This is a genomic window from Sphingobacterium phlebotomi (genome assembly GCF_008180195.1).
Taxonomy (GTDB): Bacteria; Bacteroidota; Bacteroidia; order Sphingobacteriales; family Sphingobacteriaceae; genus Sphingobacterium; species Sphingobacterium phlebotomi.
Window position 1 is genome coordinate 85783 of record NZ_VTAV01000018.1, and the last position, 20055, is coordinate 105837.

20 protein-coding genes are annotated in these 20055 nt (G+C 40.0%); 13 read left to right on the plus strand and 7 right to left on the minus strand.

Annotated elements, in window-relative coordinates; translation table 11 throughout:
• Nucleotides 1-40 precede the first annotated feature (40 nt).
• Entirely contained in the window at nucleotides 41-625 is a 585-nt protein-coding gene (locus FXV77_RS18945; protein ID WP_246162524.1) for an NUDIX hydrolase, read from the minus strand.
• 22 nt (nucleotides 626-647) lie between these two features.
• Between FXV77_RS18945 and pyrE the strand changes: the two genes are divergently transcribed.
• The 4 genes from pyrE (at nucleotide 648) to trxB (ending at nucleotide 3786) form a co-directional block, all read left to right on the plus strand.
• Nucleotides 648-1292, plus strand: coding sequence for an orotate phosphoribosyltransferase (gene pyrE / locus FXV77_RS18950; protein ID WP_148920812.1), 645 nt, complete (start codon nucleotides 648-650; stop codon nucleotides 1290-1292).
• A 19-nt stretch (nucleotides 1293-1311) separates the two neighbouring features.
• The gene (locus tag FXV77_RS18955) at nucleotides 1312-1710 is read left to right on the plus strand and encodes an SRPBCC family protein (RefSeq protein WP_148920813.1); all 399 of its coding nucleotides are present in this window, start codon (nucleotides 1312-1314) and stop codon (nucleotides 1708-1710) included.
• A gap of 155 nt (nucleotides 1711-1865) precedes the next feature.
• Nucleotides 1866-2795, plus strand: a complete 930-nt coding sequence (locus tag FXV77_RS18960) for a 3'-5' exonuclease (protein ID WP_148920814.1) — start codon at nucleotides 1866-1868, stop codon at nucleotides 2793-2795.
• A gap of 22 nt (nucleotides 2796-2817) precedes the next feature.
• Nucleotides 2818-3786: a thioredoxin-disulfide reductase gene (gene trxB / locus FXV77_RS18965; RefSeq protein WP_148920815.1), complete on the plus strand. Its 969-nt coding sequence runs from the start codon at nucleotides 2818-2820 to the stop codon at nucleotides 3784-3786.
• Nucleotides 3787-3825: 39 nt separating this feature from the next.
• Here trxB and FXV77_RS18970 read toward each other — a convergent pair whose 3' ends face one another.
• Entirely contained in the window at nucleotides 3826-4614 is a 789-nt protein-coding gene (locus FXV77_RS18970) for a Cof-type HAD-IIB family hydrolase (RefSeq protein WP_148920816.1), read from the minus strand.
• A 42-nt stretch (nucleotides 4615-4656) separates the two neighbouring features.
• On the opposite strand from FXV77_RS18970, the gene FXV77_RS18975 reads away from it, so the two are divergent.
• Nucleotides 4657-5841 carry a class I SAM-dependent methyltransferase gene (locus FXV77_RS18975; protein ID WP_148920817.1) on the plus strand — a complete coding sequence of 395 codons (1185 nt, stop codon included), beginning with the start codon at nucleotides 4657-4659 and terminating at the stop codon, nucleotides 5839-5841.
• Between the two features lie 8 nt (nucleotides 5842-5849).
• Here FXV77_RS18975 and FXV77_RS18980 read toward each other — a convergent pair whose 3' ends face one another.
• From FXV77_RS18980 to FXV77_RS18990, 3 genes are read right to left on the minus strand one after another with little or no spacing between them, the layout of a single operon-like run.
• Nucleotides 5850-7934 carry a TonB-dependent receptor gene (locus FXV77_RS18980; RefSeq protein WP_148920818.1) on the minus strand — a complete coding sequence of 695 codons (2085 nt, stop codon included), beginning with the start codon at nucleotides 7932-7934 and terminating at the stop codon, nucleotides 5850-5852.
• 20 nt (nucleotides 7935-7954) lie between these two features.
• On the minus strand, nucleotides 7955-9250 hold the full coding sequence (locus tag FXV77_RS18985) for a BamA/TamA family outer membrane protein (protein WP_148920819.1): 1296 nt from the start codon (nucleotides 9248-9250) through the stop codon (nucleotides 7955-7957).
• 26 nt (nucleotides 9251-9276) lie between these two features.
• The gene (locus FXV77_RS18990; RefSeq protein WP_148920820.1) at nucleotides 9277-11052 is read right to left on the minus strand and encodes an ABC transporter ATP-binding protein; all 1776 of its coding nucleotides are present in this window, start codon (nucleotides 11050-11052) and stop codon (nucleotides 9277-9279) included.
• Nucleotides 11053-11140: 88 nt separating this feature from the next.
• On the opposite strand from FXV77_RS18990, the gene FXV77_RS18995 reads away from it, so the two are divergent.
• From FXV77_RS18995 to FXV77_RS19025, 7 genes are all read left to right on the plus strand, one after another.
• Nucleotides 11141-12211 carry a Leu/Phe/Val dehydrogenase gene (locus FXV77_RS18995; protein ID WP_148920821.1) on the plus strand — a complete coding sequence of 357 codons (1071 nt, stop codon included), beginning with the start codon at nucleotides 11141-11143 and terminating at the stop codon, nucleotides 12209-12211.
• A 61-nt stretch (nucleotides 12212-12272) separates the two neighbouring features.
• The gene (gene nusB, locus FXV77_RS19000) at nucleotides 12273-13220 is read left to right on the plus strand and encodes a transcription antitermination factor NusB (protein WP_187444183.1); all 948 of its coding nucleotides are present in this window, start codon (nucleotides 12273-12275) and stop codon (nucleotides 13218-13220) included.
• Between the two features lie 4 nt (nucleotides 13221-13224).
• Nucleotides 13225-13656, plus strand: a complete 432-nt coding sequence (locus FXV77_RS19005; protein ID WP_148920822.1) for a DUF1573 domain-containing protein — start codon at nucleotides 13225-13227, stop codon at nucleotides 13654-13656.
• A gap of 57 nt (nucleotides 13657-13713) precedes the next feature.
• Nucleotides 13714-14034, plus strand: coding sequence for a preprotein translocase subunit YajC (gene yajC / locus FXV77_RS19010; protein WP_148920823.1), 321 nt, complete (start codon nucleotides 13714-13716; stop codon nucleotides 14032-14034).
• 78 nt (nucleotides 14035-14112) lie between these two features.
• Nucleotides 14113-15060, plus strand: a complete 948-nt coding sequence (locus FXV77_RS19015) for a CdaR family protein (protein WP_148920824.1) — start codon at nucleotides 14113-14115, stop codon at nucleotides 15058-15060.
• Nucleotides 15061-15063: 3 nt separating this feature from the next.
• Nucleotides 15064-15660 (plus strand): dephospho-CoA kinase, encoded by a 597-nt coding sequence (gene coaE / locus FXV77_RS19020; RefSeq protein ID WP_148920825.1) that lies wholly within the window; start codon nucleotides 15064-15066, stop codon nucleotides 15658-15660.
• On the plus strand, nucleotides 15657-16610 hold the full coding sequence (locus tag FXV77_RS19025; RefSeq protein ID WP_148920826.1) for an MBL fold metallo-hydrolase: 954 nt from the start codon (nucleotides 15657-15659) through the stop codon (nucleotides 16608-16610). Before coaE ends, FXV77_RS19025 begins: the two co-directional genes overlap by 4 nt.
• A gap of 214 nt (nucleotides 16611-16824) precedes the next feature.
• On the opposite strand, the gene purH is transcribed toward FXV77_RS19025, so the two are convergent.
• Complete coding sequence (purH, locus tag FXV77_RS19030) at nucleotides 16825-18351, minus strand: bifunctional phosphoribosylaminoimidazolecarboxamide formyltransferase/IMP cyclohydrolase (protein ID WP_148920827.1); 1527 nt, start codon at nucleotides 18349-18351, stop codon at nucleotides 16825-16827.
• Nucleotides 18352-18593: 242 nt separating this feature from the next.
• Here purH and FXV77_RS19035 point away from each other — a divergent pair, with 242 nt between their 5' ends.
• Complete coding sequence (locus FXV77_RS19035; RefSeq protein WP_222867822.1) at nucleotides 18594-19367, plus strand: 3-keto-disaccharide hydrolase; 774 nt, start codon at nucleotides 18594-18596, stop codon at nucleotides 19365-19367.
• Between the two features lie 22 nt (nucleotides 19368-19389).
• Here FXV77_RS19035 and purN read toward each other — a convergent pair whose 3' ends face one another.
• Complete coding sequence (purN, locus tag FXV77_RS19040) at nucleotides 19390-19965, minus strand: phosphoribosylglycinamide formyltransferase (RefSeq protein ID WP_148920828.1); 576 nt, start codon at nucleotides 19963-19965, stop codon at nucleotides 19390-19392.
• Nucleotides 19966-20055: the final 90 nt, after the last annotated feature.

A 20055-nucleotide genomic window follows, 5' to 3' on the forward strand; every position in this document is an offset into this window, starting at 1 on the left:
GGCAATTGTCCCCTTTGTTTTTTTAATTTCAGCGCATTTTTCACACGCCCTTAACAATCTGTGCGATCAACGGGTAAGTATTTTCACGTACCATATCAAAATCATCTTTATCAATCCAGCGAGCCTCGGTAATATCTTCCTCGGTTTGGGGAATCAACTTCGGTGATTTATTCACGCCCATTTCGTACCAATTGGTTTGTTTGAGTACAAATTTTCCGCGCATCATATAGGTATGATAGGTTGTTTGGAGCTTTGGTCCCAGATAGTCTATACGAATACCACATTCCTCTTCCACTTCCCGAACGGCCGCTTCCCGCATCTTTTCGTTATCTTCCACTTTCCCTTTAGGAAGATCCCATTTCCCCAGTCGGTGTATAAACAAGTACGCGCCATCTCCGTTTTTGACCAGTCCCCCTGCTGCTTTGATAATTTCGAGGTTTTGTATGATGGATTTGAAAACTTTCTTTATATCTCGGTGTATATATAGATAGGTGATACCTTTTGTTGTTTTATGTTTAGATGCTTGAAAAAGTTTTTCGAGATCAATGTCTTGTAAACCAATTGTTTGAACATTCGGTAATTTCTTTGGAAGAAAATCGGCTAAAATAAGCTGACATTCGTTCATATAAATTTTATAAATTTGCGCCATGAATAAGTTAAATGAGGTTGAACAAAAAATTGCTGAATCCTTATTGCAAATTAAAGCAATAAAATTACAACCTAAAAACCCTTTTGTTTGGGCGTCAGGTTGGAAGTCTCCAATTTATTGTGATAATCGTATTGCATTATCACATCCGGCAATCCGAACTTATATTCGCCAACAGCTATCACAGTTGATTCAAGAGGAGTTTGGAACCGTAGAAATGATATCAGGTGTGGCAACAGCGGGGATACCTCAAGGCGTATTGGTTGCTCAAGACCTAGGTTTACCCTTTACGTATGTTCGCAGTAGTGCAAAAGACCATGGCCGTCAAAATCTTATCGAAGGAGAAATTGTTAGCGGACAGCGTGTGGTCGTAGTAGAAGATTTAATATCTACCGGTAAGAGCAGTTTGCTGGCTGTAGAAGCATTACGCGAAGCGGGATGTAATGTGGTAGGGTTGGTTTCCATCTTTACGTATGGATTTGATCAGGCGGTGAAAAATTTCGCAGATGCTAAATGTCCGTTCTTTAGCTTGTGCAACTATGATGCTCTGGTCAACGTAGCGGTTAACAACGGCTATATTTTGGAATCTGATGTGACGCTGTTGGAACAATGGCGTAAAGATCCGTCAACGTGGACAGGACAATAACGTATTAAAAACGACACATATGACCATTATTCAAAACAATGTTGATATTCATAAACCCATAGAAGTTGTTTATGCGTTTTTGGCAGATATGAACAATCATGAACAGCTGATGCCCGATAATATCGACAATTGGTCGTCGACAGCGGACGAAGCTCGTTTTACGATCAAGAATATGGCAAAGTTAGCATTGAAAATCAGCCAGCGAATAGTGAATAAGGAAATCGTCTGCATTCCTATCGAAGAAGCACCTTTTGCACTTACTTTACGGTGGAAACTAGAAGATAAGGGTATAGACACCACAAACGCAACGTTTGTAATCGAGGCTGAGCTTAATATGATGATGAAGATGATGGCTTCCGGCCCTCTTCAAAAACTAGCAGACTATCAGGTAAATACGTTGAAAAATATATTTGGATAAAAAATATTCATTAGTATACGAAAAGCGAATCCCCGCCGAAAGCCGGGGATTTTTTATTTACGGTGATAATTATGTCATTAATCGGTGATGTGTTTAACAAAACCAAAGAGTTTTGTACATTTGTTGTACGAGAGTTTATAATCAATCGCTATTAGATGGAATTACAATTAAAACGCCCGTTGGCTTTTTTTGACTTGGAAACTACGGGGGTAAATATTGCCGTAGATCGCATCGTTGAGTTATCCATATTAAAAATATCGCCAGGAGGCAAAGAAGACGTATTGACGATTAAGGTTAACCCCGAGATGCCTATACCTACTGAATCTTCTATGTTCCACGGTATTTATGATGAAGATGTGAAGGATCTTCCTCCGTTTAAGGAACGAGCCGAGGAAATCAAAAACTTTCTGGGAGATGCTGATTTAGCAGGTTATAATTCCAATAAATTCGACGTACCGATGTTGATGGAGGAGTTTTTGCGTGCTGGCGTAGATTTTTCTTTAGAGGGAAGGGCTTTTGTCGATGTACAGAATGTTTTTCATCAAATGGAACAACGTACCTTGAAAGCGGCCTACAAGTTTTATTGTGATGCATCGTTGGAAAATGCACATACAGCGGAAGCCGATGTACGAGCTACATACGAAGTGTTGAAGGCTCAACTATCAAAATACGAAGGAGCCACATTTGAAGATAAGCACGGGAATGTGTCGACCCCGGTGGTCAATGACGTGGAAGCTTTACATCGTTTTACCAATCTGAGCAATCCGGTTGATTTTGCCGGTCGCTTAGTGTACGATGAGGAAGGCGATCCATGTATCAATTTTGGCAAACACAAAGGTAGAAAAGTAGTCGATGTGTTTGATGTAGAACCCAGCTATTACGCTTGGATGCAACAGGGGGATTTTCCTCGCTACACCAAAAAAGTGTTAGAGAAGTTATGGAATGCGCATCGCAATAAAAAGAAAGAGCAACAACAAAATAACAGGGTAGAAGTAAATAAGGACCGTCCGCGAAAGGAACAGATTCCTGCTAAACCTATTACGGACGATATGCTCAAACAGCTTCAAGGAAAATTTGGTAAATAATATAGAAGATAGGTAAATAATAATGGCAAATACGGAAGAAATAGAGCACCTACAGTGCTTAATTATTGGATCAGGGCCCGCGGGCTATACAGCGGCTATCTATGCAGCTCGAGCCGATTTAAATCCCGTGATGTATACAGGTATTGTTCCTGGAGGGCAATTAACGCAAACAACCGAAGTAGATAATTTTCCCGGCTATCCTCAAGGTATTACCGGACCCGTTTTAATGGAAGATCTAAAGGCACAGGCGGAACGTTTCGGAACAGAAGTGCGTTTTGGTTATGCGACGAAAGTAGAGCTCTCGAAAGATGGAGGAGTACACAAAGTGGAGATTGACGGTTCAACTTGGGTGTCTGCGGAAACGGTTATTATCGCGACGGGTGCTACTGCAAAATGGTTGGGATTGCCTTCGGAAGAAAAATACAATGGATTCGGTGTATCTGCTTGTGCAGTTTGTGACGGTTTCTTCTTCAAAGGTCAAGATGTGGCGATTGTCGGTGCGGGGGATACAGCCGCGGAAGAGGCAACATATCTAGCCAAGTTGTGTAGAAAAGTATATATGTTGGTACGCCGCGATGAGTTTAGAGCATCTAAGGCGATGGTGCACCGCGTAATGAACACATCGAATATTGAAGTCATGTACAATACCGAAACAAAAGAAATAGTGGGTAATGAAACAGGTGTTACGGGCGTTCGTATCATCGACAATCAGACGCAGGAGACAGAGCATCTAGATGTTACGGGTTTCTTTGTGGCAATTGGACACAAACCCAATACAGAATTGTTTAAAGGGATTTTGGATATGGATGAAACTGGATATTTAATTACAAAATCGGATAGTACCGCAACCAATATACCCGGAGTATTCGCTTGTGGCGACGTACAAGACCATGTCTATCGTCAAGCTATTACGGCAGCAGGTACGGGTTGCATGGCAGCATTAGAAGCTGAACGCTACATGGCAGCGAAAGAAAGTTTTATAGAAGAATAACGAACAGGTAATGGCGCGACACTTGCGCCACTACTTTTTCTATATCACCTTAAAATATTTTAAGGCATTCCAAATACCATCGTCGTCGACATCTGTTGTAATGTAGTCGGCTATTTCCTTTACTTCCGGATTGGCATTCCCCATAGCTATGCCAATAGCCACATGCTTTAGCATGGTTATATCATTTCCACCATCTCCAAACGCCATCGTTTGGCTAATATCTAGGCCGAAATACTTGCAGAAAATATCTATTCCTACTCTTTTGCTCTGCCCTTTAGGATTCACATCAGCGAAAAGAGGTGTCCATCTAGACGCAACCGAATTAGGCATGACATTTTTCATAAAAACGTCCTCTTCTTCCGGTCCCAAGAATATATTGGTTTGTAAAATACTAGCCGGATCAACTTTGTTCATGTCCACTAAAGGAGGTACAGGGAGGTTTAAGTGCGCATACATCCCTGCTATTTCCGGTGTCACGTCATAAATAGTGATTTCTTTCTCGGACATAAGGGAAAAACTTAGCGGATATTCTTTGGTATAGTTCAAAACCGCTTTTATGTCGTTCTGGTGTATAGCTTGTTTAAACAGCACATCATTTTCTTGGGTTACACAATAACCACCATTAAAGGTAATGAATCCATCGAAATCCAAAAAATTAACATGATCAATGCTATTAATGGAACGGCCGGTAGATAAAATGACTTTAATCCCCTGTCTTTGCAATTGTTCAATTGCCTTTTGGGTAGAGGCCGGAACTTGGTGTGTCTTGAAACTTAAGAGCGTGCCGTCTATATCAAAAAAGACGGCTTTGATTTTAGGATATTGCATACTACAAAGGTACTATTTCTTTATATTCTCTATCTTTGCGCTATGGATAATTATGCCACTTTTTTTGAGAAAATTAGAGAATCAATTCAACGAGAGGAATTTATTAAAATTTCTTTAGGAGATTACAATGGAACAGAACTGTATTTGAAGAACGTATATATCAAACCAGTTATCATAAAGCGAGAGAAGAAGTTATCATTTGTTTTTCGCTATAAAACACAAGACATTACCCAAAACTTTGAAATAGGTACGGGTATCATGGAGATACACGGACTCCTGAAAGTAGAGGGCTTTCGGATGGCGACCTTGTTTACGGAGACAGAAAATCTAGTCTGTCAATTTACTAAAAAAGGACTGTGGTCTATTAGAAAAGAGAATCCAACCGCTAAGAAACCCGTTGTTCTTACGCACGATAAACAAAAAGAACGGAAGTTGGATAGCGCTGACAAAGTGTATTTACAAGAGTTAAGACTGACGGATGCAGCAGGAAATGTGTATAAAAATGCGCAAGATAAATGGAGGCAAATTAACCACTATATAGAGATATTAAGTTCCATATTACAACGTCTACCACAAAAAGATACATTAAACGTAGTCGATATGGGAGCGGGAAAAGGTTATTTGACGTTTGCTTTGTATGATTATTTGGTACATACGCTTCAAAAACGGACTTCCTTGGTAGGTGTTGAGTACCGTAAAGATTTGGTAGAATTATGTAATCAGATTGCCGTCAAATCTAATTTCAAAGACCTACTTTTTATTCGAGGCGCAATAGAAGATTACCAACCAGAAAGTGATTTAGATATTTTGATAGCCTTGCATGCCTGCGATACAGCGACTGACGATGCTATTGCCAAAGGCATTAAGCATGGTGCCGATCTTATCGTGGTAGCACCTTGTTGTCATAAACAAATCCGTCGGGAAATGGAAAAGAGTAAAACGAAGAATGAGCTTGATTTTCTACTTAAACATGGGATTTTTATGGAACGTCAGGCTGAAATGGTTACCGATGGTATACGGGCGTTGATTATGGAGTATTTTGGGTACCAAACCAAAGTTTTTCAATTTATAGCAGATGCGCATACACCTAAGAACGTATTGGTGGTGGGAGAAAAGAAATCTGTCAATACACAACGACAAGAAGAGATTTTAGCAAAAATAAAATCCACGAAGGCTTATTTTGGCATCAGCTATCATCATCTGGAACGATTAATGGGGATTGCATAAGATGGACCTTATAAAACAATCTTCATTCCCCCATAATAATTCCGGGTAGGGGCGGGGTTGAAAAAACGATTACCAAAAGCATTGATATCATTACCTAAGCTATAATGTTCGTTCAATAGGTTATCTACGCCAACAAAGAATTGTAGCTGTTGGTCATTTTTCAGCCTCCAAATCCATGTTCCTTTAGCTTGTAACAGGTGAAACTTTTCGGAAAATACGCTGTTCGCGTCATTTAGGGGCATGGCGGAAGTAAAATTATGCGAAAGATTCATCCCAAATTGTTTTGGAAAGCTGATTAAAAATGTATTTGTCCACACCCAATCTGGAACAGCTGTCACCTTATTACGGGAAAAATCACTGTCATCTACGCTATATTTTCCAAAGCGATAATGGTTGTAAGAAACGCTAGAATGGAGGTTCATCTCTTGGATAAATCTTTCACGATTAGGAGCTAATACATACCCCCAAATAGACGCTTCGATACCATTCTGTTTTATCTCTCCAGCATTGAGGTAATATTCTTCTCCATTATCATTACGTTGTTCGACGATTCCATTTTTCATTTTATAGTGGTATAGGCTCAGATCCGCAATAAACCGTCTGTTATTTGTTTCTATACGGCCCCCCAGTTCATAATTTGTGCCTGTTTCCGGGTGTAAGGAACTGTTAATAATCCTATCGGAAGGTCGTATTTCCTCGTTTGTGGGAGGAGAATAGCCCTTGGAAACAGAACCTCGAAGAGCGAATCTATCTGTTATTAAATAAGAAGTTGCAATGCGTGGCATCCAGATGCCTCCAAATGTAATTTTGCCATTCGGATTTTCTATTTCAGGATAATGTTGACGGTAGCTGAGTTTCGAATGATTTAACCCCAACGAGCCTTCTATTGTCCAGCGTTGGTATATTTTTGCCATGGTCCGGTAGAAGACGCTATATCGTGTATTGTAGAGGTTGTCGTTATCCAGCAGGTCGGTTGCTTTACCTCTCTCGTTACCGTAGTTTTCAATCTCATTCCAACCCTTTTGTCCTTCGAAGCCAAGTTGCATCTGCCATTCAACTTTTGGATTATCCATATTTCTGTATGAAAAATAGGTACGGAGACCCAAGTTGTTCTCTTTCCGATATTCGTAATTGGTAATAAATGGATTTTCGAAATCGGTATTCGAGCCAAATATGCTGATGGTGTGGGATAACTTATTATCAAGTTGTGCTCGATGTGCAATACCGCCATAAAATGTTTTGTTATAAATACCGGCTTGCTGTTCTTTGGCTCCCGGATTTTGACCGGCCGTCGGTCGTGACATACGTGGGTTTTCGTCCATTTGTGCTTGTGTTAGACCGCCGGGCGTATGATAGCCCAGATCACTGTACAAGGCAAAAAAACGAAGTTCATTTTTGGGTGTATATTTCCAACGATGCGCCGTTTGAAATGTTTTTTTATTCAACGCTGTATTATCACGATATCCATCGGATCTTGTAAATGACTGATCGAACGAGAAGCTGTAGTTATCTGTCACTTTCCGCTGTATGGAAAGCTGTTCTTGAAACAAGCCAAATGACCCACCACTTAACAGGAGAGCGCTATGATTTTTGCGTACGTCGAAACCATTAGGATCGATACTGATAACGCCACCAGAGTTAGCACCGTACAAAGAACCATCGGGTCCTTTAATGATATGTATCGCCTGTATGGCTGCAGGGTCGAGAAGATTTAAATAGGTATTGCCTCCCGCATCCGTCAGCGGGAAATCGTCTATATATATCTTCGTGTTTCGAATACCGAAAGCAGATCGAATAAGGCTACCACGCATCGCCAGACGATAGCTCCCGGGCGAACGTTCTTCCATACGCACGCCTGCTACAGTATTGATGGCAGGAAGTAAGGTAGTGGTTTGTTGCGCTTCTATCAGTCGCGGGCTAATCGTTTGTGCTGCTGACGTCAACTCCAGAATAGGTTGCTGGCTGAAATAAGCGTTGATACGAACGGGGTTAATTTCTTGCTGAGCTGATATGCTGTCCGTTGTTTGACTCCAAACAGCATGGGGAATGCACAATATGATGATAAAGACAAAAAACTTAAATTTAAAAAACATATGTGTTTGACGATTTATTACTAAAAAGCCTCATTCAGTCCTAAGAATAAACCACGCTGTCCGAATCGACCAAAAGCGTAATCAATACATAGGTTTGTCCGCGTAGCTTTATTAAACAACACCCGTAGCCCTGTCCCGCCTGCTGGTTGCCATTGTTGGAAAAGCTTCGTGCCTAAACGGTCGTTAGCCGTTTGAACATTGGCGAAGACAACGCCGCTCAAGAACTGATTACGCAGAATGGGGAATCGATATTCCACTTCCGAATAAAAAAAAGAATTTCCTTTGAAATAGCCATTCGTGTAGCCACGCCCAGTACGTGCAAATGGATCTTTTCCCGTGCCTGGAAGGTCGAGATATGCTTGGCTGCCGCCGACGTTATATGATCCCCAATGCCAAAATGCCAATACGTGATTCGGACGGCTGCTTGATAGTTGCCAGTATTTTCTGAAATCGGTTTGCAGCTGGTAAGCATTTTGGGCACTTGCGATCCATTTCTGGCTCATTCGCAAAACAACATCGGCGTAAATGCCTTTATAAGCGCTGTTTGGATTATCACGCGTCATATATTGCCAATTGAACATCAATCCGTTGTTGTTATATTTCTCTACATTATACCCTGTTAAGTCGCTATATACCTCTAAAGGAGTAACGTCGTGATCGCCTAGCGTATATATATTACGTTTTAGTTCAAAAAACACCCCTGCACCGATAAACATATTTGGTGACAACTTTTTATAAATCCGTTCATTAAGACCATACACCATAAATTGGTTTACAAAGCGCGTACGGTTTGGATTATTGAGCGTTTTTTCTTCCGGGATATCGGTTTGTACCACATTCCCGATGCCCATACCATAATCTAACCCCACGCTTTTAGCAATAATAACTCCCCCCTTTAAATTCCATTTATTTCTGGGGGTGTAAATATCGTGCATCACGTAACCGTAGATAATACCTCGAGTAGTGTAACTTAACGCCGTGGCGAAAGTAGACATGGTGGTGTTTTGCGGGTCACCGGTATAAACGCCACCGACAACTTTTGCTCCAATTTGAAAGCCAATGCTGGGATTGTAATTGATATTCGGAAGAATAGAAATTCCAGAGCGTTTTTTCGAAATACGGGTAGTTGTATCATGACGGACGAACCTGATTATATCCTTTATTCCATCACTAATATCATAGAGCTGATCAAAATTTCGCGTAACGGTGTCTTTTGTTTCTTGTATGCTAAGTGTATCTTTCAATACGATTTGCTGTGCAAATAGCCCTGAACAACAAATAATAAGGTAGAATAGGAAGCCCCACTTTTTATACATCTCACAAAAATATAAATATTTGCTATTTATTCGGTCTCTAGAAGTTGTTTTTCATGTAGTTCAAAATATTCCCCTTCCAAAGCAATTAATTCTTCATGCGTACCTTGTTCGACAATGCGACCTTCATCCAATACGAGGATATGGTCTGCATTTTTTATGGTAGAGATGCGATGGGCAATGAAAATAGTCGTTTTATTCCGCATAACACGACTAAGGTTGTAGAGTATCTCTTCTTCCGTTTTAGTATCGACAGCCGAAAGACAATCATCGAAAATAAGTATTTGTGGATCTTTAACGAGTGCCCGTGCGATAGACACCCGTTGCTTCTGACCACCAGAGAGCGTAAGGCCACGTTCGCCGATAGAGGTCTGAAAGCCATTGTCAAAATTCATGATGTTATCATAGACTGCCGCATCTTTTGCCGCTTGCTCGATCTTATCTATTTCTAGTGTATCCAGGCCAAACGCAATGTTATTTGCTATAGTATCTGAAAAGAGGAATACCTGCTGCGGCACAAAGCCAATCTGGGAACGCAAAGCATTTGTTTTTATTTGCTGTAAGAGCATCCTGTCATAATAGATGTTGCCTTGATCAGCATCATACATCCGTAGCAATAGATTCGCTAAAGTCGATTTTCCGGCACCCGTTTTTCCGATAATGGCAAGCGTTTGCCCACGCTTTATCGTGAATGATAAGTTCTCTATTGCTTTGATTCCTGTTTCCGGATAAGTGAACGACAGATTTTCTACCGTTATATTCCCTTGAAGTATTGGTTCCGTACTTCCGTCTTGTATGTCGGATTTTGTTTTCAGAAATTCATTGATTCGTTTTTGTGACGCCGCAGCCCGTTGGAACAATGAGGTTACCCACGCCAATGACATGGCAGGGAAAGTAAGCTGGTTGACATATAGGATGAACTCAGCTATATTTCCGGGCGTAATCGTTCCATTCTTTACTTCTATACCGCCGACATATACCGTGATAATAGTACAGAAACCAATGAGGAAAATAATTAACGGAAAGAAAATGGCTTGTACACGTACGAGGTCAAGCGAGACTTTATTGTATAGGTTGCTTTCACCCCTAAACACATCCATTTTCTGTCTTTCACGGCCGTAAGTTTTAATGACGCGTATTCCCGAAAACGTTTCTTGGACAAAAGAAGAAAGCGTAGATAATTGCCGCTGTATCCTTTCACTTCGTTGATTAATGACCTTGTTAATAAATAGGATAAGCGCTGATAGGATAGGAATCGGTAGCAAGGAATACGTAGCAAGTCTCGGATTCACATTATACATCGCATAGATAATCATGATAGAAAGTACCACAGTGTTGATGGCATACATAATAGCCGGTCCTAAATAGTTTCTTACCTGATTAACATCTTCTGTAGCACGATTCATCATGTCACCGGTATTGTTTTTTCTAAAAAAGGAAAAATCCAGTTCTTGATAATGATGGTAAATCTCATTTTTGAGATCGTACTCGATATGGCGTGATGTGAGGATGATTGTTTGGCGCATAAAAAATAAAAAGATACCCCGTAAGAGGGAAAGTGCCAAGACTACAAAACCGAAAAACAGCAGACTGCTGCCGAATACCTGATAGACCAAATCTTGTCGGTCAAAGCCGTCATATAACCTATAAAGGTCTATATTTTCTTTTACCAAATCAAATGCTTCGCGTATAACGACGGCCGGGAGGATACCAAAGTAATTGGATATAACGACAAATAAAACACCCGGTATGAGTTTCCAACGATATTTGTAAAAGTATTTATTGAGATATGCCAACTCTTTCATCGAGAACAAATGTAAGGCTAAAATTTTAAAATAAATATTTCCTACTTTTGCAGAAGCAAAAAGAATATACGCGCATTTAAGCAATGTTATGGAGGTAAATAATTCTGCTGTTTTCGATAAGATGGCTATTTCTGGCCATCAGAATCTATTTTTCTGCCAAGATATGGTAGTAGGATTGCAAGCGATTGTAGCGATTCACGATACAACGTTAGGACCTGCGATTGGAGGTGTTCGCATGTTGCCGTACGAATCGCTAACAGATGCCATTGATGACGCGCTGCGACTATCAGAAGCGATTACCTATAAAGCTTCTCTTGCGGGTCTCAATCTGGGTGGAGGAAGTGCGATTATTATAGGCAACCACCGAACAGATAAAACAGAAGCTTTAATGCGTCGGTTCGGGAAGTTCATCGAAGGACTTAATGGGAATTTTATCGCTTCGACGGATATCGGTACAGCACAGAAAGACCTAGAATATATGTTGTCTGAGACAGACTATGTTGCGGGTTTACCTGCGTCCTTAAATGGTGGGGGAGATACGACACTTTTCGCGGCGAGAGGCGTATTTTATGGTATTAAAGCGGCCATCAAGGAACTATATGGCGATGATGGATTGGCTGGGCGCAAGATTGCGGTACAAGGTGTTGGGGGTGTCGGAGAGCAATTGGTGGCCATGTTACGCGCGGAAAATGCACGGGTGTACGTGTCAGACATGACCGAAGAACGTAAGATGAAAATAGCGGCGAAATATAAAGCAGAACCGATTACTTATTCAACCAGCTTCGAACTAGACGCTGATGTATATGCTCCGTGCGCGTTGGGTGGAACGGTGAACCCAGAAACGGTGCCACGTATGCGCTGCCGGATTATTGCAGGATCAGCCAACAATCAATTGAAAGAAGAGGAAGAAACGAATAGACTGCTTAAAGAACGGAATATCTTATACACCCCTGATTTTTTAATTAATGCAGGGGCATTAATTAGTTGTTATTCCGAGTTAGAGGGATATGGCAATGATCGTACAGAAGCATTAATCAAAAATATCTATAGTGCGACCCGTCATGTCATACAAAAATCTGTCGAAGACCATATTACTACATACGAAGCTGCCAAACAATTGGCAGAAAAGCGTATATTTGACATCAAGAAAATTAAATAGGTGGATGTGTAGAAAGTATAATACGTTCTTATTTATATACAATCGTTCTTTAAATTAAATTATGCTTAATAGAAGGCACCTCAGGGTGAAAGTTATGCAGACGCTGTATGCGTTTAGTTTATCACAGGATAAACAAGTGAAAGATTTCGAAAAGACACTCTTAACTAGTGTTGAAGAAGTTAACCAAATGTACATTTGGACACTGAATCTACTTGATGAAGTTGCCGAATATGTACTAATCGATGCGGAAGGAAGAGCCAATAAATTTTTGCCAACCGAGACGGACAAGATCTATACGACGAAATTGAATAGCAATAGTTTTATAGAGTCGCTACGGCAAAATAGAACCTACTTGGAAAATGTAAAGAAATATAGCGTTTCCTGGACGTTCGATCCCGAGATAGTGCGTTCTATCTTTGCACAATTGAAAGGTTCGCCGGAATATATGGTTTATCTTCAGCAAGAAGATAGATCCATTGCTGCGGAGAAAGATATTATCAAATTTATTTTTAAGAAGATAATATTGAAATCGCCAGAGATTGAGCAAGCTTTCGAAGCAAAATTTATCAATTGGTCGGTAGACAAAGAGGTATTGCAGGCTATGGTAGCCAAAACATTCAAAAACTTCAGTAGTGAAAATCCGGCACAAAATAAATTAGCGAATTTAACACCTAGTTGGGAAGAGGACCGGGAATTTATTGTGGAACTGTTAAAGTACACTATCCGTTACGGCAATGAATATCAACAATTGATTTCTGTTAAGACGAAGAACTGGGAAGCTGATCGTATAGCATTGGTTGATACGCTATTGATGCGTATGGCAATTTGTGAATTAATTCACTTTCCGACGATTCCGGTGAAAGTTACAATTAATGAATACATAGAGCTTTCAAAAGCATTTAGCACGGCTAAAAGTAATACATTTATCAATGGCATCTTGGATAAGATACTTGCGGAGTTGACACAGCAGGGACGTATTCAGAAAACAGGTAGAGGACTAAAAGATTAATAATATGAATATACTAAAATCATTTTTTGTCTATGCTGTATTAGCAACCTTGGTGTCCTGTGGAAATTCAGGCACCAAAGACGAGCAATCGACAGATACACTGACTAATGAAGCAGCTAAAGGAGGTAAAATTGAATTTGCTGAATCTGTTTTTGATTTTGGACAGGTGAAAGAGGGGGAAGTGGTAGAACATGTGTACACATACGCCAATATTGGCACAGCGCCTTTAATCCTATCACAGGTTTCTGCATCGTGTGGTTGTACTACGCCATCATATACACAAACCCCTGTTCTACCGGGTAAATCTGGCGAAGTAAAAGTAAGTTTTGATAGCAATGGGCAAGTGGGTAAACAGCAAAAAATTGTTACTATTGTCTCCAATGCGGATAATCGTGTGGCAACCATCCAATTGAAAGGAGAGGTTTTGCCAAAATAAGAGCGAAATTATCTTTAGTAGATAATTTTAATATTGTAACTTTTAATTTTATATATAATGATAACTACGTTATTACAAGCTGCACCCGGAGGCGGTGGATTGATGAGCTTCCTACCCATGATTCTGATTGTTGTGGTATTTTATTTTTTCATGATCAGACCGCAAATGAAGAAACAAAAAGACCATAAAAAATATATTGAGGAATTAGGTGTGAACTCAAAAATTGTTACCACCGCAGGAATCCACGGCCGTATTGTAGAGGTTAGTGAAACGACTTTCCTCGTGGATGTAGGTTCAGGTGTGAAAATCCGTTTTGATAAATCTGCTGTTGCATTAGATGCTTCAAGAGCAGCAAACGGTGAGACAGTAAAGAAATAGGTTTACTTATAGACTTGATTTTTTTGAAAAAAGGAGATTGTCTCATAGGATGATCTCCTTTTTGTTATTTTTGTGATTATGGTACAGCCTCGCATAACGAAGACAAAACGACGGAAAATTGCAATATTTTTGCGCTGTTTGGGTATTTCTTTTATAGCGTGGTTGTTGTTTGCCGTGTCTACGGAGCAGATATATCGTATCGATACGGGTATTTCCTACGTTAATATTCCAGAAAATAGGGCATTTCATCCATTACAATCGGATACGGTCAGTATCCGGATGAGAATGAGTGGTTGGAAGATGTTTATAAAAAAACTACGACCTGATACGCCACACATCCAAGTGGATCTAAATGGATTGAGAACGAGGAATTATATCGTTTTTACGAATCAATTAGGATACATCAATCGACAGTTTCCTGCAGAGAATCAAGTGATTGGCGTAACGCCAGACACTTTATATTTTGACTTTTCTAAACAGACACAGCGAAAGGTGCCTATCCGCGCATTATATGACATACAATTTAAGAAGCAATATGGCATTATAGGAAATACGAGAGCAAATCCCGAGTATGTTACTGTAACGGGACCATTAGAAGATGTTGCCAATATAGATTATTTGGAAACCGATACCATCCGAGGCACAGAGGTCGCAACAGATGTTCGCACGATTGCATATTTAAATAAACATCAAAAAAACAATATAACGATTTATCCTACATTTTCGGAGATTACAATTCCGGTAGGGGAGATTACAGAAAAAGTAATCGAGCTACCGCTAAAAACCGAAAATGCTTCGAGATATACTTCCGTTCGAACCTTACCAAGCAAGATTAAAGTCACGTTTCTGGTATCGTTGAAAGATTATAATAAGTGGTCGTCACGGGATTTTGAGGCTGTTGTGGATATGGAAAATTGGGAAAAGAATAAAGTGCAAAATTTACCTGTAATCTTAACGAAAATCCCTGAACATTGCCATGTTATCAATATAGAACCACAGAATGTTGATTTTTTTGTAAGAAGATAATTTATGGGATTGAAGATTGGTGTCACGGGAGGCATAGGTTCTGGAAAGAGCTACATAGCAAAGGTTTTCAAAGCGTTAGGCGTACCGTTTTATGATGCGGATAAAGAAGCGAAGGAATTAATGAATACGAGTCCAGCTATCAAGAGCGCCTTGATATTGGAATTTGGAAAAGAAGTTTATGATATCGAAGAGCATCTGAATCGTGCTTATCTGGCCTCACAAGTGTTTCGAGATAAAGATAAATTGGATAAACTGAACGCTATTGTACACCCTATTGTAATTCAGCATGGAGAAGAATGGACAGTATCGCAGAACTTTCCGTATTCATTAAAAGAAGCAGCCCTGCTTTTTGAAAGCGGCTCATATAAAAAGCTGGATTATACTATTCTGGTGACAGCACCAATAGATACGCGTATAGCACGCGTAATGCAGCGTGATGCCATAAGCAGAGAAGAAGTGCTGGACCGTATAAACAAGCAACTGTCTGACGAAGAAAAGCAAAAACTTGCTAATTTTACTATTGTAAATGATGGATTAACCCCTTTACTTCCCCAGATATTACTCCTACACAAACAATTTCTAGCAGGACGAAAAGCATGAAGGAAATTCTGGAAGATTTTTTAGTAAAAGACGATATCGGCTATTATTGTCGATATGGTAACTTTTATATAGACGCGATGTATCCCGCTGAAAAAAATATCATATCGCATGCGCATGGCGACCATGCTACCAATGGGCATCAAAAAATGTACGCCACTGCCGCCACATTTGCATTTATGAAAAATAAGTTCCCGAAGATGGTGGAAAATAATCTTGAAGTGATAGCATTCGGGAGTACTTTTCCATTGGAGAGTGTAAGCGTTACTTTTTTCCCTGCGGGACATATATTAGGTTCTGCACAGGTGTTGATGGAGTATCAAGGAGTAAGGTATCTATATACTGGAGACTATAAATTACAGGAAGACGCAACTTGTGAACGCATTGTGTTGACGCAGGCTGATGTGTTGATCACCGAATCTACCTTTGCCAATCCGGCGGTGTCGCATCCGGATGTTGAAAAAGAGATTTTAAAGTTAAAGGATAGGCCAAGCAATATTATGCTGGGGTGTTATACACTAGGCAAAGCGCAACGGCTGACAGCATTGATAAACGATTTACTGCCGGAACGGGAAGTATTGGTGCATCATAAAATGTATGCTGTTCATAAATTATATGATATCTTGGGGCGTAAACCACTTCGTTATACCTTATACAATCGTAAAGCGATGAAAGATGGAAGTACCAATAAAATTTACTTAGTACCTCCACTTACGTTCAACAGTTATTTCAAGGCAAAAAATGTGTTGAAAGCATTTGCCTCGGGTTGGGAACGGTTACAAAGGCAAAACGATATTGAAATCTATATTTCCGACCATGTTGATTGGGCGGATATCCTGCGTTATGTTGAGCAGGTGGAACCACAACAGATATGGACAATCCATGGAGATGGAAGATATTTAAAAAAGCATTTTGAAGGGAAACTTATTGTACGGGATATATTATCGATTTAAAAACCGGCATTTTTCTTGTAGAGGTTTAGAACGAAAGAAAAAAAGGATTAACGTATGAATCGGTTTTTTAAGACAATACTTGCTGGATGGGGAGCTAAAAAATTGGGGCTTGGCTGTTTTGGAACCATTATAGCCTTTATTATTATTTATTGGCTTTTGGGATATTTATAAAAGGGCAGCGCCATAACGGAGGCACCGCCCTTTCTTTATAATTTTAGTGTTTAAAGTGTCTTACCCCCGTGATGACCATGGCTACGCCTTTTTCATTGGCCATATCAATAGATAGCTGATCCTTGATTGATCCGCCCGGTTGTAATACGGCTGCTACGCCTGCGTCACCAGCAATTTCTACACAGTCGGGGAAAGGAAAAAAGGCGTCAGATGCCATCGCACTTCCTTTAATGTCGAAACCAAATGATTGCGCTTTTTCAATAGCTTGTTTCAATGCATCTACGCGTGATGTTTGCCCAACACCCGAAGCAACCAAGGTATTGTTCTTGGCAAAAACAATCGTATTCGATTTGGTATGCTTTACAATCTTATTTGCAAAATACAAGTCATTTAATTGTGCTGTCGTTGGTTGAACCTCGGTGACCGTCGTCATCGCTTCAGGTCCCTCTATTGTGTGATCCTTGTCCTGTACGATAACGCCGTTTAATAACGTTTTGAACTGTTCTTTAGGTAGCTGAACATCTTTGCGTTTTAATATGATGCGGTTTTTCTTTGTCGTTAATACGTTTAGGGCATCCTCCGTATAAGAAGGGGCGATAAGTACTTCAAAGAAAAGAGTATTGATTTCGTCTGCTGTTTCCTTATCAATTTCTCCGTTGGTAATCAACACGCCACCAAAAGCTGAAACAGGATCACATGCTAATGCATCGATCCATGCCTGTTTAATGGTAGGACGTGAAGCGACACCACAAGCGTTTGTATGTTTTAGAATGGCAAACGTAGGGGCGTTAAACTCATCAATAATGGCAACGGCTGCGTCTACATCTACTAAATTATTATAAGAAAGTTCTTTTCCATTCAACTTGTCGAACATAGCATCTAAGTCACCAAAGAAAGTGCCTTTTTGATGCGGATTTTCTCCGTACCGTAATGCCTGCGCCTGTTGTACCGATTGTTTAAAAACAGAAAGTGGACCTTCTTGATTGAAATAGTTGAAAATTGCGGTGTCGTAGTGCGAGGAGGTGTTAAATGCACGTTTTGCAAATTCTTTACGTTGCTCTAATGTCGTTTGGCCTTCTTGCGCCGCCAAGATTCCTTCCAACTCATGGTAATCACTTTTTGACGAGATAATAACGACATCGTTGAAGTTCTTCGCAGCTGCACGAATCAAGGAAATACCACCAATATCAATCTTTTCAATAATATCTTGCTCGGGAGCACCAGAAGCTACTGTTTCTTCGAATGGGTAGAGGTCGACAATAACAAGGTCAATTTCCGGAATTTCGTATTGCGCTAATTGTTGCTGGTCGCCTGCCAATGGCCGACGTGCTAATATGCCTCCAAAGACTTTCGGGTGCAGTGTCTTTACACGACCGCCTAAGATAGAAGGGTAGCTGGTCAAATCCTCTACAGCGACAACATCGATTCCTTGCTCACGGATAAACGCTTCTGTACCACCTGTAGAGTAGAACGTAACTCCATATTTGTGTAGTAGTTTAATAAGGGGGGCTAAGTTGTCTTTGTAATATACAGACACCAAAGCATTTTTGATCTTAACAGGATGATTCATATGTATAAACTTGTTTTTTAAAGGCCATATGGAATATCTAGATTTCCTACGGAGAGCTCGCTAGGCTCGGTTATACTCATTCGCATTTGTGTTATAGCAAACATGGATATTTCATTGCTCTATTTTTGGAGTGACAAAGATAAGAATTTAAGCGTTGGAAAAAACATTGCCTTTTAAATTTCAAGTATATTTTCTACATTTAGCGTTCGTTCGATAAAGAATCGATGTTAAGAATCTAAACGATGAGAAATCAGATTCTTCGATGTAGTCATAATATTATCTGTATGTATATCCATAATATAAGTGTCATTAAGCCTATTTGTTTTTTGACTTTATTGTTTTTCTCAGCCTGTGATAACGTCGTGGATACAGCACCGAATACGCTCAGCGAAAATGAAAAGAAGGAAGGGTGGGAGTTGCTTTTCGATGGGAGGTCTTTGTCTAATTGGCATGTTTATAACCAAGGTAATATATCGTCTGCTTGGATAGTACACGGAGGTGTTCTTTATTGCGATCCCGATAGCGAATCCAAAAAAGGAGATTTGGTCACAGATAAAGAATTTGAAAACTATGAATTATCATTCGATTGGCAATTAGAGAAAGCGGGAAATAGTGGTGTCTTTGTCAATGTTCAAGAGCGATCGGATATTGATGCGACATACCATTCCGGACCAGAATATCAGCTTTTGGAAGATACACATGCTGATTATGACAAACCGCTGAAACGATCCGGATGTTTATATACGTTTTTTCCACAGAAGAACTTCGTCAGCACGAAAACAGCAGGACGGTGGAACCATTCCCGAATTGTACAGAAGAATGGAAAAGCGGAATTCTATCTTAATGGTAAAATGACGGCTGAAGTGGATTTCAACTCCAAAGCATGGGAGAATTTGGCAGCCAAGAGTGCATTTAAAGATTACCCTGAATTCGGAAAACACAGCAAAGGGCGTATCGCTCTTCAGGACTGGTCGCGGGGAGTGTCTTTCCGGAACATTAAGGTAAGACAACTATAAGTAACGCGGACCAACTAATTATTTAATTATATTTCTTTAGCAAATTCTCAATAATTTTTGGGAAATATTGATGCTCCAGTTGTTGTCCTTTAAATTTGATGACTTCCAACGTATCTTCCGGTTCCATCTTGAATTTTGCTTGATGAATAATCTCCCCTTCATCGAAGTTTTCATTAACAAAATGGATCGTGATGCCGTGTTCTTCGTCTCCGGCTTCAATAACGGCCTTATGTACGCGATCACCATACATTCCCTTGCCGCCATACTTAGGAAGTAAAGCAGGATGGATATTGATGATTTTATTTGGAAATGCTTTCAAAAGATTTTCGGGAACTAGCCACAAAAAACCAGCTAAAACAACGAGGTCTATCTCCAAACGTCTTAAAATATCAATGATTTCGTCTGTTTCATAGAATGTTTTCTTATCAAAAATATGAGATGGAATTTCGAAGTTATCAGCGCGTTGTAGAACATAGGCTTCAGGATTATTGCTCAACACCAAAGCTACTTCGGCCAGATTGGAATACTTAAAATGCTCCATAATTTTCTGTGCATTTGAACCTGAGCCGGAAGCAAAAATAGCAATGCGTTTTTTCACGATAATGTATCTTTTATGTTATAAAGTTGATTTTTACTCAAACCTAAATAAATTCATTTTTATATGCAATTTAATTATGCACAATATAAA